Source organism: Pseudomonas sp. OV546 (assembly GCF_900116845.1).
Classification (GTDB): Bacteria; Pseudomonadota; Gammaproteobacteria; order Pseudomonadales; family Pseudomonadaceae; genus Aquipseudomonas; species Aquipseudomonas petroselini.
Genome location: NZ_FPCE01000014.1, coordinates 1 through 16,215, shown reverse-complemented (window position 1 = coordinate 16,215; position 16,215 = coordinate 1). Strand labels below are relative to the sequence as shown.

Genomic DNA, 16,215 nt, shown 5'->3' with positions numbered 1-16,215 from the left:
GGCCACCCGAGGAGGGTGGCAAGGCGGCAGAAGGGGGGGAGGTAAACGCAGATGGCGCTCAGGTGGTTGGCGGCAGCGCGTCGCGCAACATGCCGGTCTGCGGGTGACAGCTGATGTACTCGAAGACCTGGCTCTTGGCGTCCGACACGGACACTTCGTGGTACAGCCTTAACTTCTTCAAACCCGCGGCCACGCGGAAAAACGTCACGAAAATACGCAGGTGAGTCGGGTGAGATTCAGCCCAGCGTTCGAGTTTCTCCACCGAGCGCCAGTGACCGATGTTGTAGCTCAGGTCGAGAAAGTTGCCGTCCAGGTCGATATTGCGCACGAACCTGTTGCTGTAGCAGCCCAATGGCTGGCCGTTGTCACGCAGGAAGTCCATGCCGTCCTGCAACGTCGGCAAGATTTCGTCGAGGTAGAGCGAGCGCTCCTCTGCCTCGGCATCCGCCCAGTCCTGGCCGGAACGAATCAGTGTGAGGTTGTCATGCCCCAGGACCAGGACCCGTCCGCCCTGGGCCGGGTCACCCGCGATCACTTGCAGCTCGCTCGTGGGCTTCATCCAATCCGTCTGGGAGATCGGGAAACGGTCGCGCATCGAACCCCAGTAACCGTGCTCTTCGATCTCTCCACTGGTCGTATCCATTACTGCGCCGACACCGGGCAGGTTCTCCTGGAAGGCGTACAGCGTCTCGAACTGCTCGGTGCGCGGCGCGGTGATTTCGCGGAAATAACCAAGGCCTTCACCGAGCCGATCCGGCGAACTCCACCAGTCATTCACTTGGGGTGACCGCAACCAGCGACAGTGGGCGGCCGGGTCTTTCCAGTACCCGACCACAATCAAATTATCAAAGCCGCTGCTGTCGGTGTGGTGGGTCAAATCATAAGTCTGCGGGCCATCGGCCAGGCTGAAACTGCCGACGATGTGACGCATCGCCTGCAATGCAGGCTCGCGCTGGGCGTCGCCGCGATATTGCACGCCCAGATAGGCCATCACCACTTGTTCCAGTTGCTCGTCAGCGCGTGCGACCCACATAGGGAACGGCGGTTGGTACTCGTCCGGTACACGGCGGGACAGGGTGCGCGGGCATTTGAGATGTGTGTCGATTGCAGATTCCATCTTGAGCTCCTCGTTATTTTCGTTCAGGCCTACGGTTGGGCGTTAGCGCGTCGGTGGCTGGTCGCGCTTGGCGATCTGCCGTCGGTGCAGCAGCTGCATGGCACTCCATTCAATCAACCAATAAGCCGACTCTTCAGGCGCAAGGTCGCGCCGCTGCAGAAGCCAGGAGGAATCAGCCAATCGTTGTGAGTCGTGTCGATGCATGGCGTGCCTCATCAGCGGATGAATGAGCTGCTGTGAGGTGGAAATTAGGCTGGGCGAGGAGGGGGCGCTTTGTTCGGCGAGACAACCATTTGGTTGGAAAAGACAAGGCAGGAGCTGAGGTTTACCCGTGATCCGCGCTGGTGCGCGTGCACCGACCGGGTGACGTGCCATGCCCTTAAAGGGTGATGGCGGCACCGGGCGACAGCCCGCGAAGGCCGCCGACAATCGCGATGGAAACCACGTGGCAGCGCGCTCAAGCAGGCCTGCCACTGCGCTTGGCCTGTTAATTGCTTTTCATGCCTGAAAATTGGCCGCACGTTACAACTTCTCGAGCGCCTCTTGCATCGTTGTCGAGGTCAGTGTCATGAACCCAAGCACTCAGTATTCGACCCTTGCTGTTCCGGCACCCCGTCGGTTTGATTATTGGAAAGAAGTGGTCTGTCGCCATTGCCTGGCCGCCGATAGCAAACCCTTGTCCCAGAGCAGCTTTGATGGCTCGCTCACCGTCAATACCGTCGGCGAGCTGGACATCTGTTCGCTGTCTTCGCCGCTGCACTACTGGGAGCGTTCCGAGCAGCACCTGCGCAGCGGTCCGGCCGAAGATTTATGGTTGGGTTTCGCTCGAAATGGCCATGGGCAAATAGAACAAGGCTCAAGAAAAGCCAGCCTGGCAACCGGCAATTTGTTTCTTTATGACGCAACTCAGGCGTTTCGCTTCAGCCTGGGTGGTACCGAAAACCACTTGATCCGTATTCCGAGAGCGTTGCTCACCGAGCGCCTGCCGCGTATTGCCGAGTACACCGCGATGGTCCTCGACGACCGGCGTCCTGGTGTCGTTCCTTTACGCGAAATGCTGCATCAGGCCGCGAGCGCGCCGGCATCGCTGCAGGACGAGCGCATCTCGAATCGTTACTCAAGTGCTTTGCTTGATCTGCTTGTGATCAGCCTGGAACTCCAGGACCTGAAAACAAGCCATCAGGAGATGGACCTCTACGGCCGCATCATGCAGTACATCCAACGGCACTTGACTGAGCCGGACCTGTCGATTGAAGCCATCGCCAAAGCCCACAATGTGTCCACCCGCACCGTTACACGGGCCTTCGCACGCTACCAAAAAACCCCCGTTGCAGAGATTTGGAAAGAACGCCTGAATGCCAGTCGAGAAGCGATTGAACGCGGCCAGGTACGCAGCGTGTCCGAGGCGGCGCTGGACTTCGGGTTTTCTGACTTCTCCCATTTCAGCCATGCGTTTCGCAAGGCATTTGGTGTGGCGCCGAATACGCTGTTACGCCGCAATTGAAATTGCCGGGGTGCCAAATCGATGAGAGAGGGGGCCTCACGCCGATGGGCATGCCGAATTGCCCTGAAGGTCGCTCTGCTTTTTTAATGGCATCGACGCATGTTTTTCGTGAAGGGAAGTGTGGGAGCTTGGACGGGGGGTATCCTTTTTAAACCATCCAAAGCATGCCCTCAGATATGCCCCCACGTTTACCCCCAAGTCGCTCGTGGTACACGAGCGAACGGAAAGGGCGAGTGCTGGCAAAATTTAGCATTTGGCGTGTCCATGGCGCCTACCTCAGGAATGCTCTATCACCATCACTGCAGTAGTGTCCGCCTCAAGTGCTTCGAACACGTGAGGCACATTCGCCAGGTAGCTGATGTAGTCGCCGGCATTCAGCAATACAGGCCCAGTCGCCGGGCCAATATGGGCGCTGCCGCTGCACAGCACTACGTGCTCTACGGTTCCCGGTGGGTGAGGCTGAGACAGTCGAACTTCGCCGGGCTGCACCTTGAGCCGGTAGATGTCGCGCTGTACTCCCGCCTGGCAATCGGCAAGCAGTGTCGCTGCGTAATTGGCAGTCTCGGCATAGGTGGTCATGCCCTCGTTGGCGCGAATCACCCGCAACGGCTGCTGGGGTTGTTCGAAGAACCGGGTGACTTGCAAGCCCATTGCCATCGCCAGCGACCATAGGGTTTCGATACTGGGGTTACCGATTCCCGACTCCAACTGAGACAACGTCGACTTCGCCACACCGGCGCGTTTCGCCAATTCGGTCAAGGAAAGCCCAGCGGCCAAGCGTTCGCGCTTGATTGAAAGCGCCAGCAGATCGATTCGGCTCGGGTTGTTTTTCAATAGAGTGTTCGCTATGTCGGTCATTTGTTTTTTAAATCATCCTTAAAAGGGTTGACGCTCTCAGGCGCCTTGTTCAGTATATCGGTCATTAGTTCATTATAAAGTTTGATTTGCCGAGCCCCCCCGCGAACGACGGCTTAGGTTACGGCAATGTCGACGGCAAGGAAGCAGTGAGTGATGAAGTCGCAAACCCGTGGGACGCTCGAAATGATTTCGGCCATGGTGATCTCCGGCACGGTGGGCTGGTTTGTCATCATGTCGGGGCAGAGCCCGGAGGCCGTGGTGTTTTGGCGTTGCGTATTCGGCGCCATGGCGATGCTGGTCGCGTGCCTGGTGCTTGGGGTGCTGCGTCGCTCGCTGATCACCGCCCGGCAGTTCATTCTGGTGTGCCTGGGCGGGGTGGCGCTGATTCTCAACTGGGTGCTGCTGTTCAGTGCCTACAAACATTCCTCTATCGCCATCGCCACGGTGGTCTACCACGTTCAGCCGTTCATGCTAGTCGGTCTGGGTGTGCTGTTTTTCGCTGAGCGCCTCAGCGCCGCCAAGGTTGGCTGGCTGCTGTTGGCCTTCGCCGGGCTGATGCTGATCGTGTCCGCCAAGGGTAGTGGGCAGGCCCCCGGCGCCGACTATGTGCTTGGCGTCTGCCTGGCCCTGGCTTCGGCCTTTTTCTACGCCGTGGCGGCGGCGATCACCAAGCGCCTCAAGGGCCTGCCCGCGCACCTGATCGTGCTGATCCAGATGGTGGTAGGTGTGCTGGTCCTGGCGCCGTTCGTGGATTTCAGCAGCGTCGATACGGTCGAGGGCGCCTGGACATACTTGATCATTATCGGCGTGGTCCATACCGGGCTCATGTCGACCCTGCTGTACAGCGCCATCCAGAAAATCCCCACGGCGCTGGTCGGCGCACTGTCGTTCATCTATCCGATCGTCGCCATCCTGGTCGATTGGGTTGCCTTCGCCCATCCGCTCAGTGCCCTGCAAGTGCTTGGCGCGAGCGCGATCCTGCTGGCGGCGGCGGGCATGAATTTTGGTTGGTCGCTGGGCCGTGCCCCGCGTCAGGAAGTGACCTAGGGCTGGGCCCAACACCACACACCATCTGAACCATCGTTAAATCAAGGGAGTTGATCGTGACTGTGATCTTGTGTGGCCTGGGAGGCTGCCTTCCGCCTAAGATAATTGACAATCAGCAAATTTCCAGCGGGCTGGATACCACGCCCGAATGGATAGAATCGCGCACGGGCATTCGTGAGCGTCGAATGGTCAGTGATGGGTTGAGCATGCTTGACCTGGCCATCAAGGCCGGCGCCCGTGCGCTCGCCTCGGCAGAGGGGCGGGCGGTGCAGGCGGTGGTGGTTGCGACCACCTCGCCGGAGCGCATCTGCCCGGCGGTGGCGCCAGAAGTGGCGTCGGTACTGGGCCTGGGCGACATCGCCGCCTATGACATCACCTCTGCCTGCAGCGGCTTCGTGTATGGGCTGGCCACTGCTTCCGGACTGATTGCCGCGGGCATCGCCGACAGTGTCCTGCTGATCGGCGCTGAAGCCTTTACCACCTTCGTCAACCCGCAAGACCGCGCCACCCGACCGATCTTCGGTGACGGTGCCGGTGCCGTGGTGCTGCGCCGTGGCGAGGTGGACGAGGCCGGCGCGCTCGGGTGCTTCGACCTCGGCAGCGACGGTGCCCATTCGGACCTGCTGGCCATCCCAGCCGGCGGCTCGCGACAACGTTCGGCCAGCGCCGGGCTGGGCCATGAAGCGGTAGCGCCGGGTGAGTTCTATCTGCACATGGACGGTCGCGCGGTCTATGAGCAGGCCGTTGCACGCATGTCCACATCGGCCCAGAGCGTGCTGGACCGCTCCCACTGGTCGCTGGACCAGGTCGACTGGTTCGTCGGTCACCAAGCCAATGTGCGCATCCTGCAATCCGTGGCATTCGAGCTTGGCCTTCCCGCAGATAAGGTGGCGGTGAATATCCAGCGGCTGGGCAACACCCTGACAGCCTCCATCCCGCTGCTTCTCAACGACCTGGCCCTGCGCGGCGACCTCAAGGCCGGCCAACGTGTGTTGGTGAGTGCATTCGGCGCGGGCCTCTCGTGGGGCTCGACCGTACTGCGCTGGCCGCAACTGACTACCCGCAACAGCGAGTGGCAGGACTGATTCAGACTTTTCCCAACCTACAGTTCCACACAACAGGAGTCATGTGATGACCGTAAGTAACGAAGCTATCGCCCAAGCCATTGCCGCGCGTTTCAACATCGAAGAAAGCCGTATCGTCCCTGATGCCTCCCTTGAAGACCTGGGTTTCGACTCGCTGTCGCAGGTCGACCTGGCCCAGTTGCTGAGAAAGAAACTGGGTGTGCAGATCAGCGATGCGCAGCTGTCGGAGGTCGCCACTGTCGGTGACGTTCTGGCACTGGCCAACGGTAAAGCGTGATGGTCGCCGAAGCGGTGGTTGTGACCGGTATCGGCCTGGTCACGCCCGCCGGCATCGGTATCGAGGCGAACTGGCGGCGGGTGGTGGCAGGTGAAGCCACGGCCACGCCGGACAAGACCCTCAAAGCGATGCCGGTGGAGATATCGTGCCGTGTACCCGGTTTTGACAGCGCCTTGCTGGGCGTCAAGAGCCCCTGGCAGTGGGACCGTTATGCGCAGTTCGCCTTGCTGGCAGCGCGCCAGGCCCTGGAGGATGCTGGTCTCAAGGCCGGCAGTTGGAAAGATGAGAGCCGTGTGGCGGTGATCATCGGCTCCGGGGCTGGGGGCACCGCCACCCTGGAGCAGCAGCACGCGGTGCTGATTGCTGAGGGGCCTGACGATGTGTCCTCGCTGACTCTGCCCATGGGGCTGTTGAACATGGCCGCCGGGCAGGTTGCCATTGAGCTGGGCGCACGCGGTCCATGTTTGGCCCCCTGTTCGGCCTGCGCGTCAGGGGCCTCCGCACTGGGCATGGCCAAGGACCTGATCAACCGAGGGCTCTGCGATATCGTGGTGGCTGGTGGTGCGGAAGCACCGATCACCCCTTTGTATGTTTCCGCGTTTGCCAAGATGCGGGCGTTGTCGCGCAACACCGATGCCGGCGGCGCATCGCGCCCGTTCGATGTCGCGCGTGACGGCTTCGTCATCGGTGAGGGCGCGGGGATGTTCGTGCTTGAGTCCGAGGCGCATGCCCGCGCCCGAGGTGCACGCAGCCACGGGCGTCTGCTTGGGTATGGCGCATCGGCAGATGCTCACCACGTCACCACGCCCCATCCCCAGGGGCTCGGTGCCCGCCTGGCGATGCAGGCGGCGTTGCGCGATGCCGGTATCGAGGCTGACGCAGTGGATTACGTCAATGCCCACGGCACGTCGACGCCGGGCAACGACGTGATTGAGTCGCGTGCCATCGCCGAGTTGTTTGGTGCACGCATGCCGGTCAGTTCGACCAAAGGCGTCACCGGGCATCTGCTGGGCGCTGCCGGTGCCATCGAGGCGGCCTACACCTTGCTCGCGCTTGAACACGGGCTGCTGCCGCCGACGGCCAACTTGCGCAACCCCGATCCGCAGATAACGGTTGACCTGGTGCACGGCCAGGCGCGTGCGCAGCCGATCAAGGTGGCGCTTTCCAATTCGTTCGGATTTGGCGGCCAGAATGTCTCATTGGTGTTCGCCGCCTGAGACCTCGCTGCTCACTGCACAGGACATGTCATGACTCATCCAAGCAACCCGGGAACTGTCGCCCCCTTGGCGCGCGACGAACTGCGCGACCTGCTATTCGCCGGCACATTCGAGAGCCATCACCAGAGCATCCGCGAGGTGCTGCTCGACCCGATCTTCGACCCGCAGCCGGGCCTGAACATGGAGCAAGCCGGACGGCTGGCCTATGCCCGCAGCCGCCATGTGCACGCGGCGCTCGAACGCCCGCTGCAGATTCTGGCTAACCCGCGTCGGCTGTTTGCCTTGGCGGAATGGCCAAGCCTGTTGGACGTCGCCAGCTTCTCGCTGCTGATGGTCCACTACAACCTGTGCCTGGGCACGGTATTCGATCATGCCCAGGGCCGTCCGGACATCGCCGGGCTCACCGAGGCGCTGGACGAACTGACCTCGTTCGGCCCCTATATGGCGACTGAACTGGGTTTTGGGAATAACGTCGCGGCGTTGCAGACCGAGGCGGTGTATGACCGCCATAGCCAGACCTTCACGCTCAACACGCCGAGTGCCGGTGCGCAAAAGTACATGTCCTATAGTGGGTTCGGCGATATCCCCAAAGTCGCGACCGTGATGGCGCGCTTGAAAATCGAAGGCAAGGATCACGGCGTATTTCCGTTCCTGATCAGGCTGTCCACTGAGGCAGGCCTATGCCCCGGTATCCGCGCGGCCTTGTGCCCGGAGAAACCGGTGCAAGGGCTGGACAACGGCCTGACCTGGTTCGACAACGTGCGTGTGCCCCGTAGCAGCCTGCTGCACGGCGACATGGGCCATTTCGCTGAAGATGGCAGCTTCGTGCTCGGCGCAGGCAATGCCCGGTCGCGCTTTCTGCGCGCCATGTCGCGGATCGTGCCAGGCCGCCTTTGCGTGGCCAGCGCCGCCCAGGGCGCAAGTCGCGCGAGCCTGTACATCGCGTTGCGCTATGGACAGCAACGGCTGACCAACGCCCCGGGGACCAACGACATGCCGGTCATCGAATACCGCAGCTACCAGCGTGCGATGTTCTCGGCACTGGCCTGCACCTATGCGATGACGCTGCTGCTCAACGAAGCCAAGGCACGTTTCCTGGCTAATACAGCTGAGCCGGCTGCCGATGTCGTCAGCCTGATCAACATCACCAAGGCACTGGCGACTTGGGATGCCTCCGCCGTTATCGCCGAGTGCCGCGAGCGATGTGGAGCACAAGGCATTTTCAGCGTTAACCGCATCGCCGATTACGGTTCCCTGCTGCAAGGTTTGGTAACGGCCGAAGGTGACAACCTGGTACTGCTTGCGACCGTAGCCGGCCAACTGCTCGCCCAGGCCTGGCAAGGTCCGTTGCCGCTGCGGCCAGCACGTGCGCGGCGTCTGGCCGAGCCGGAGTGGTTGATCGCTGCTATCGCCTTTCGCGAGTACCAGCTGTGGCTGACGGTTCGCGAGGAGATGAACGCTGACGAGCGCGGCTATTTCGAGGTGTGGAACGACGCCATGAACCCCGGCCTTGAGCTTGCACGTCTGCGTGGTGAACGTTTGGCTCTGGAGCAACTCTGGAGTGCCGCGCTGCATGCGCAGCAGGACGAGGCCAAGGCGGCGCTCAATGGCCTGGCATCGCTTTATGGCCTGAACCTGCTGCAGCGTGACGCAGCGTGGTTTCTGGCTCATGAGCTTATCGACGCCGGCCAGGCCCTGTCGCTGCCAGGGAGGATCGACCAGCAGTGCGTAGCCCTGCGCCCTTGCGTGTCGACCCTGATCGACGGCTTTGCCCTGTCGCCTGAGCTACTGCGTGCGCCCATCGCAGAAGGTGACTATATCCAAGCGTTCTGCAAGCAGGTGCACGCGAATGTCGACTAATACCGCCAGCGCACGCGTTGCCCCTTCGGCCACTGCGGAGACTTCCATGTCTGTACATATTTATCAATGCCCCGTCCGCTGGTCCGATATGGACGTGTATGGGGTGGTCAACAATGTTTCGTTCCTGCGCTTGCTCGAAGAAGCGCGGGTGGACTTTATCTGGCGCCTGGGCGCGGAGCAGGGCGATGCCTTCTTCAGCGGCGGCTCGGTGGTGGTCAGGCATGCGATCGAGTACAAGCGCCCGCTGGTCCACCGCCATGAACCCGTGGCCATCCATATGTGGGTCTCGGACGTTCGTGCCGCCGCCGTAACGATCGAGTATGAAGTGCGCGACGGCGACACGTTGTGCGCCCTGGCATCGACCACCATGGCACCCTTCAATTACGAAGGCCGCTATCCGCGCACCATGAGCGATGAGGAAACGGCGTTTTTCGAACGCTTCCTCAACCCACGCAAGGCGCTGTCATGCGCCTGCTGAGGGTCGGTGCACCGGGGTGCGAGCGGCCCTGCGCAGTCGGCGTCGATGGTTCGGTGCGCGACCTCAGTGAGTGGGTCAATGACTGGACTGGGGCAGCGCTGGCCGTAGCGGCAATGGAGACGTTGTCACGGCGCTTCACGCTGGAATGGGCCCAACTGCCCCAGGTTCATATCGAGCACGAGCGTATTGGCCCGGCCTTACGGCCGGGGCAGATCCTGTCGATCGGGCTGAACTACCACCGGCATGCGCGGGAGGCCGGGATGGCTGTGCCGGAAGAGCCGATTGTGTCGAGCAAATCGGTGCATGCGTTGGGAGGCCCGTTTGATGACCTGGTGCTGCCAGTCGACGGCGACAAGACCGACTGGGAAGTGGAGTTGGGCGTGGTCATCGGGCGTCGCGCTCAGTACCTCGCCACGCCCGCTGACGCGGCCGCCTGCATCCTGGGTTACTGCACCGCCAATGACCTGTCCGAACGCAGTTGGTTATTGGAACGGGGCGGGCAATGGATCAAGGGCAAATCATTCGATGGGTTTGCCCCGCTGGGACCGTACCTGGTGACGGCTGATGAGGTGCCGTCGCCCCAGGCGCTGGAACTGATCTGCCGGGTCAATGGCGAGGTCATGCAGCGTGACAGCAGCGAGGACATGATCTTCGACGTACCTCATCTGATTCATTACCTCAGCCGCTTCATGACGCTGCACCCTGGTGACGTGATCCTCACCGGAAGCCCGGGCGGCATGGCCTTGGGACGACCAGACCAGCCGTTTCTACGCGACGGCGATGTGGTCGAGGCCGAAGTGGTTGGCCTGGGCGCGCAGCGTCAAGTATGCCGCGCATTTTATAAGGAAGTGACATGACCCAACTCGCCCAGGCCTTTACCCCTCAGGTACTGCGTGAAGCGCCGGCCGAGCTGATCGAGGCGCTCGCTGCGCGTTTCGATGAGCGCTGTTCGACCGCGACGGCCATACGTGAGCAGCATGGCCGCGACGAGTCGGCCTATGTCGATGCGCCGTTGCCCCAGGCCGTGGTGTTTGCCCGCAGCACCGAGGACATTGTTGACACCGTACGCCTGGTGGCCGCTCACCGCGTGCCGCTGATCGCTTACGGCGCGGGGTCGTCGGTCGAGGGTCATCTCTTGGCAGTGCAGGGCGGTATCAGCCTTGACCTGAGCCAGATGAACCAGATCCTGGCGATCCATACCGAAGACATGAGCGTCACCGTGCAGCCGGGCGTAACCCGCCGCCAGCTTGAAGAAGCCTTGAAAAGTACCGGTCTGTTCTTTCCCATTGATCCTGGGGCTGATGCGTCCATCGGTGGCATGTGCGCCACAAGTGCCAGTGGGACCAATGCCGTACGCTACGGCACGATGAAAGAGAATGTGCTGGCCCTGCAAGTGGTCACCGCCGGCGGCGATGTCATCCGTACCGGCACCCGCGCGAAAAAAAGCAGCGCCGGGTACGACCTTACCCATTTGATGGTTGGCAGCGAAGGCACATTGGGCATCATCAGCGAGATCACCTTGCGCTTGCACCCGGTGCCGGAGTCGATCTGCGCTGCCGTATGTTCGTTCGACAGCATCGACCAGGCGGTCAACGTGGCGATCCAGGTCATTCAATCCGGTATCGCCGTGGCGCGAATCGAGCTGATCGACGCCAACACCGTGCGCATGGTCAATGTGCACAGCAAACTGGAACTGCCCGAGACGCCGATGCTGCTGATGGAGTTCCATGGCAGCGAACTGGGTGTGCGTGAGCAAGCGCAGGCTGTGCAAGAGATTGCTGGCGAGTGGGGCGGCCAAGCGTTTGAATGGGCGACCAGCGTCGAGGCGCGTCGGCGGCTATGGACGGCCCGGCACCATGCCTATTTTGCCGCGATTCAGTCGCAGCCCGGCTGCCGCGCAATCAGCACCGATACGTGCGTGCCGATCAGCCGCCTCGCCGAGTGCCTGCTTGAATCCATCGCTGAAGTCGATGCGACAGGACTGCCGTATTTCCTGGTAGGGCATGTGGGTGACGGGAATTTCCATTTCGGCTACTTGATTGATCCTGACGACCCTCAGCAAAGGGCATTGGCCGAGTCACTGAACGATCGGCTGGTGGCACGGGCTATTCGGCTCGCGGGCACCTGCACCGGCGAACATGGTATCGGGCTGCACAAACAGGGCTACCTGGTCGACCAGGCAGGTGCAGGCGCCGTCGAGATGATGCGCGCGATCAAGCGCACGCTGGATCCGGACAACATTCTCAACCCCGGAAAGATTTTTTCCTTCGATACACCTGCCAGGGAGGCGCGTCCATGACCGATACATCCAACGGCGCTGGTAGCTCAATGCGTACGGTTCTAGTAACCGGCGGTTCACGCGGGCTGGGCGCCGCGGTAGTCGAAGACCTCGTGGCACGGGGCTTGAACGTGTGTTTTACCTACCTCAATAACACGGAACAGGCCGAAGAACTGGCGGCGTTACTAGGCACCGACCGGGTGCTGGCGGTGCGTGCCGACGGGCGCGATGCCACTGCTATCGAGCAGGCGGTCAAGCGTTGCGTGGCGCACTTTGGCGCCCTGGAGGGCTTGGTCAATAACGCCGGTATCACCCAGGACCGCAGTGCGTTGGCCATGAGCGCCGAACAGTGGCACAGCGTGATAGGCAGCAACCTCGACAGCGCGTTTCATGCCTGTAAGGCGGTGTTGCCGCTGTTCGTCGAGCAGGGCTTTGGTGCGGTGGTCAACATGGCCTCGATTTCCGGGCTGATCGGCGTCCCTGGGCAGGCCAATTATTGCGCGAGCAAGGCGGGCTTGATCGGTATGACGCGCTCGATGGCAGTTGAATTCGCTGCCCGTGGCGTACGTCTCAATGTCGTCGCCCCAGGGTTTATCGACACCGATATGACCCGCAAGCTTAACGAGCGACGGGTGGCGGAAATGGAAAGCCGGATCCCCATGCGTCGCTTCGGCGCCCCGCAAGAGGTGGCCAAGGTGGTGGCTTTTCTGTTGTCGCAGGACGCGGCCTACGTGACCGGCCAGGTCATGGTGGTGGACGGTGGCCTGGTGACCTGAGCGGTCGGCTGAGCACTCGCCGGAACCGGATGCCGACGCGCTACTTTGAATTTTTCGGAGCCTATCAACATGACAATGGATGCCAGACTTGGGGGGATGCACCTGGGTGCTGCGCTGCAGCTTCCCGTTGACGTCGACCCCGAGGAAACCAGGGAATGGCTGGACGCCTTTGATGGCGTCGTGCGCCACGTTGGAGTGGCGCGCGGGCGCTACTTGTTGCAGCGCCTGATCAAGCAGGCCGGGCGTTGCGGCATTGCAGCGTCTACCACATTGCGCACGGCTTACTGCAATACGCTTCATCACAGTGAGCAAGGGCTCTTTAGTGGTGACCTGGAACTGGAACGCCAGCTGGCGGCGTGGGTCCGCTGGAATGCCATGGCCATGGTGGTCCAGGCCAACCGCCGTGAGGGCGAATTGGGTGGCCACATTGCCAGCTACGCGTCGGCGGCCGACCTGTTCGAAGTAGGCTTCAATCACTTCTTTCGCGCCGGGCCCAGCGGGGAAACCAATGACTTGGTGTTCTTCCAGGCCCATTCAGCGCCGGGTATCTATGCGCGCGCTTACCTCGAAGGTCGCTTGAGCGAGCGCCAACTGGCCAACTACCGGCGCGAAGTCGGCGGGGAGGGCCTGTGTTCCTACCCCCACCCGTGGTCAATGCCTGATTTCTGGCAATTTCCCACCGGTTCCATGGGGTTGGGGCCGATCAGCGCCATCTACCAGGCGCGCTTTATGCGCTATCTGCAACATCGTCACCTGCGTCCATCGTCGACACGCCACGTCTGGGGCTTTTTTGGCGACGGCGAGATGGACGAGCCTGAGTCGCTTGCAGCACTGGGCCTGGCGGCACGTGAAGGGCTCGACAATCTGACGTTCGTGATCAACTGCAATCTGCAGCGTCTGGACGGCCCGGTGCGTGGCAATGGCAAAGTGATTGAAGAGCTTGAGGCGCAGTTTCTGGGGGCCGGCTGGAACGTGATCAAAGTGCTGTGGGGCAGCGAGTGGGATGCACTGCTCGACCAGGACCATGATGGCGTGCTCCAGCATTACCTGGACATTACCGTTGACGGTGAATACCAGTCGCTCTCCACGCTGGACGGCGCGGCCAGGCGCCAACGCTTTTTCGCTCGACACCCACGGTTGCTGGAGAAAGTCGCGCACCTGGAGGACAGCCAGCTCGAGAAAATGCGCCGTGGCGGCCACGACCCGTTGAAGATTCACGCCGCCTACACGGCCGCGCTGGCCTGCAAGGGGCGCCCGACAGTGATCCTGGCCAAGACCGAGAAGGGTCATGGAATGGGGCGCTGGGGGCAGGGCAAGATGATTGCGCACCAGCAGAAACAGCTTGACGATGAGGCGCTACTGGCGTTTCGCGACCGCTTCGCGCTGCCCTTGAGCGACGATGATGTTCGCGCGGCCCGTCTGTTCAAACCTGAAGCCGATAGCCTGGTGATGCGTTACCTGCATAGCCGTCGCCAGGCCCTCCACGGCTACCTACCGAGCCGCAGCAGCGTTGCAGTGCCTTTGGAAACGCCGGCGGCGAGCGCATTTGCGGGCTTTGCGTCAGCCGGGGAAAGCAAACCGATGTCCACCACCCTGGCATTCGTGCGCATGTTGGGCTCATTGCTCAAGGCTCCGGTGTTAGGCGAGCGCATCGTGCCGATCGTGGCCGACGAGGCGCGCACGTTCGGCATGGCCAATCTCTTCCACAAGTACGGTATCTATTCGCCCCAGGGCCAACTTTATACACCCGAGGACAAGGATTCTATCGTGTCGTACCGCGAGGCTCGCGATGGTCAGATCCTTGAGGAAGGCATCACCGAGGCTGGGGCGATGTCTTCGTGGATCGCAGCGGGTACCGCCTACAGCACCCACGGCATGGCGATGCTGCCTGTGTACATTTTCTATTCCATGTTCGGTTTCCAGCGTGTTGCCGATTTGATCTGGGCCGCGGCTGACCAGCGCACCCGCGGCTTTCTGATCGGGGCGACGTCAGGGCGCACGACCCTGGCCGGGGAGGGGCTGCAACATCAAGACGGTTCAAGCCATGTTGTCGCGGCGACCGTGCCCAACTGCCGAGCCTACGACCCGGCCTTTGCCGGTGAATTGGCAGTGATTGTGGACCATGGCCTCAAGTGCATGATGACCGCCCAGGAGGACGTCTTTTACTACCTCACCGTGACCAATGAAAATTACCTGCAGCGGCCGCTGCCGGACGGTGCCGAGGCGGATGTGATCAAGGGCATGTACCTGCTCGACACACTGGACGCCGGGCCGGAAGCGCCTTTGGTACGCCTGCTTGGAAGCGGCGCGATCCTCAATGAAGTGCTGTCGGCGGCGAACCGACTGCGCGAGCGATGGGGCGTGACGGTGCAGGTCTGGAGTGTCACCAGCTTCAGCGAGCTTGAACGCGATGCCAGGTCTGCCCAACACGCGCGTCTGGCGGGTACGCAGACGACATTGGGGCATGTCGAGCAATGCCTGGGCGGGTCTGCGCCGGTCGTTGCGGCGACGGACTATGTCAGGGCCTATACGCAACTCATCGCTCCCTATGTCAGTGCGCCGTTCAAGGTGCTGGGCACGGATGGTTTCGGCTGTTCAGACACCCGAGGCGCCCTGCGGCGTTACTTCGAGGTAGACAGCCAGGCGATCTGCCTGACGGCCCTGCAGGCACTGGTGGAGCAAGGGCGCCTGGCCGCAGATACGGTCGCCAAGGCCCGCTGCATCATGGGCGGTGCGGACAATCGCCATGCTTGACCGCCATGGATAGCCAGGATTGACCTGGGGGATGTTCCAACTCAGTTATCTTTGGCTGTGGCTTGTATGGCAGATGCTGTCATATGACCTTGCGGGTTGGCGTACTTTGCTGGTCGCCACCCACCTGGCTCAGCAGCAGTGCCTGCAGCTCTTTTGCGGGCCGTTGTGAGTGCCCGATCCTCCAGCGTTTAAGTGTGCGACGGCTTGAATCAAAGACTCTCAGGATCGCCGAAGAACATTTTGACTGGGCTCTGGAACGGTCTTTTAAGGTCCGAAAAACTTTTCGATGCCCCCATTTTGGCCCCCACGGCGAACATCTTTATTGATCAGCGATGGCTGTTCGCGGGGGCGCTTGGCGGCCTTGAGAATCCGGGTGCCCGAGGTTGACTCGCGCAGGGATAGGGTTGCGCGGTGAATTCGGTCTCTACCGCTTCTTGCGACTTGATATCAACATTTCAACGCTGAAACAAAATCATACATTTAATTGACGCCATCAAATCGCCACTCTAAGATCGCCGAAAAAATAGTGGCACAAGGCCATTTAGAGGGATCTAGAAATGTGGCGTTCGGTACGTCGGACCAGGCTTTGCCTGCTGTTCGCATTTTTTTGCCTGAGCACGGCCGGGATGGCCCAAGGCGCGACCCCGCAGGACACGCCAGGCGTTACCGACCTGATCCGTGATCGCCAGGATCGCCTGCTCGAAGAGCAACAGCGCCGCCTCGAAGAGCTCAAGGACCTGCCCGGCAAAGCCGCCGCCCCCGCCAAGTCGGCAGCGCCCGCCGACACTCGCTGTTTCGCCATCAACACCATTGAACTCAGCGGCGCCGACGCGCTGTCCGAAGGCGAACGCGCCAGCCTAATCAAGCCTTACATCGGCCAATGTCTTGGCGTGCCGCAGCTCAATGATCTGCTCAAGGTCATCACCGACCACTACCTGGCCAAAGGCCTGGTCACCAGTCGCGC

15 protein-coding genes are annotated in these 16,215 nt (G+C 61.6%); 12 read left to right on the top strand and 3 right to left on the bottom strand.

Annotated elements, in window-relative coordinates:
• Window positions 1–58: 58 nt before the first annotated feature.
• Together BM403_RS25590 and BM403_RS31940 are read right to left on the bottom strand one after the other, a co-directional pair.
• A complete protein-coding gene (locus tag BM403_RS25590) occupies window positions 59–1,117 on the bottom strand; it encodes an aliphatic aldoxime dehydratase (protein ID WP_012724369.1) in 1,059 nt (352 codons plus the stop codon).
• Between the two features lie 42 nt (window positions 1,118–1,159).
• On the bottom strand, window positions 1,160–1,321 hold the full coding sequence (locus BM403_RS31940; RefSeq protein WP_163825841.1) for a hypothetical protein: 162 nt from the start codon (window positions 1,319–1,321) through the stop codon (window positions 1,160–1,162).
• 364 nt (window positions 1,322–1,685) lie between these two features.
• Between BM403_RS31940 and BM403_RS25585 the strand changes: the two genes are divergently transcribed.
• On the top strand, window positions 1,686–2,621 hold the full coding sequence (locus BM403_RS25585) for an AraC-like ligand-binding domain-containing protein (RefSeq protein ID WP_012724367.1): 936 nt from the start codon (window positions 1,686–1,688) through the stop codon (window positions 2,619–2,621).
• 276 nt (window positions 2,622–2,897) lie between these two features.
• Here BM403_RS25585 and BM403_RS25580 read toward each other — a convergent pair whose 3' ends face one another.
• On the bottom strand, window positions 2,898–3,479 hold the full coding sequence (locus BM403_RS25580; RefSeq protein WP_012724366.1) for a helix-turn-helix domain-containing protein: 582 nt from the start codon (window positions 3,477–3,479) through the stop codon (window positions 2,898–2,900).
• 153 nt (window positions 3,480–3,632) lie between these two features.
• Here BM403_RS25580 and BM403_RS25575 point away from each other — a divergent pair, with 153 nt between their 5' ends.
• From BM403_RS25575 to BM403_RS25525, 11 genes are all read left to right on the top strand, one after another.
• Complete coding sequence (locus BM403_RS25575) at window positions 3,633–4,526, top strand: DMT family transporter (RefSeq protein WP_046036558.1); 894 nt, start codon at window positions 3,633–3,635, stop codon at window positions 4,524–4,526.
• 56 nt (window positions 4,527–4,582) lie between these two features.
• The gene (locus tag BM403_RS25570; RefSeq protein WP_012724364.1) at window positions 4,583–5,611 is read left to right on the top strand and encodes a beta-ketoacyl-ACP synthase III; all 1,029 of its coding nucleotides are present in this window, start codon (window positions 4,583–4,585) and stop codon (window positions 5,609–5,611) included.
• Window positions 5,612–5,657: 46 nt separating this feature from the next.
• The gene (locus BM403_RS25565; RefSeq protein WP_007936684.1) at window positions 5,658–5,888 is read left to right on the top strand and encodes an acyl carrier protein; all 231 of its coding nucleotides are present in this window, start codon (window positions 5,658–5,660) and stop codon (window positions 5,886–5,888) included.
• Complete coding sequence (locus BM403_RS25560; protein ID WP_043205371.1) at window positions 5,888–7,105, top strand: beta-ketoacyl-[acyl-carrier-protein] synthase family protein; 1,218 nt, start codon at window positions 5,888–5,890, stop codon at window positions 7,103–7,105. The genes BM403_RS25565 and BM403_RS25560 overlap by 1 nt, the downstream gene beginning before the upstream one ends.
• A gap of 30 nt (window positions 7,106–7,135) precedes the next feature.
• Window positions 7,136–8,965, top strand: a complete 1,830-nt coding sequence (locus BM403_RS25555; RefSeq protein ID WP_093545617.1) for an acyl-CoA dehydrogenase family protein — start codon at window positions 7,136–7,138, stop codon at window positions 8,963–8,965.
• A 46-nt stretch (window positions 8,966–9,011) separates the two neighbouring features.
• Window positions 9,012–9,443 (top strand): acyl-CoA thioesterase, encoded by a 432-nt coding sequence (locus BM403_RS25550; RefSeq protein ID WP_012724360.1) that lies wholly within the window; start codon window positions 9,012–9,014, stop codon window positions 9,441–9,443.
• Window positions 9,431–10,300: a fumarylacetoacetate hydrolase family protein gene (locus BM403_RS25545; RefSeq protein WP_012724359.1), complete on the top strand. Its 870-nt coding sequence runs from the start codon at window positions 9,431–9,433 to the stop codon at window positions 10,298–10,300. The genes BM403_RS25550 and BM403_RS25545 overlap by 13 nt, the downstream gene beginning before the upstream one ends.
• Window positions 10,297–11,742, top strand: coding sequence for an FAD-binding oxidoreductase (locus BM403_RS25540; protein ID WP_012724358.1), 1,446 nt, complete (start codon window positions 10,297–10,299; stop codon window positions 11,740–11,742). Before BM403_RS25545 ends, BM403_RS25540 begins: the two co-directional genes overlap by 4 nt.
• Window positions 11,739–12,497, top strand: coding sequence for a 3-oxoacyl-ACP reductase FabG (fabG, locus tag BM403_RS25535; protein WP_175538104.1), 759 nt, complete (start codon window positions 11,739–11,741; stop codon window positions 12,495–12,497). Before BM403_RS25540 ends, fabG begins: the two co-directional genes overlap by 4 nt.
• A 75-nt stretch (window positions 12,498–12,572) precedes the next feature.
• On the top strand, window positions 12,573–15,251 hold the full coding sequence (aceE, locus tag BM403_RS25530) for a pyruvate dehydrogenase (acetyl-transferring), homodimeric type (protein ID WP_256577220.1): 2,679 nt from the start codon (window positions 12,573–12,575) through the stop codon (window positions 15,249–15,251).
• 557 nt (window positions 15,252–15,808) lie between these two features.
• The coding region (locus BM403_RS25525) for a POTRA domain-containing protein (protein WP_305883482.1) at window positions 15,809–16,215 on the top strand (407 nt) is incomplete at its 3' end.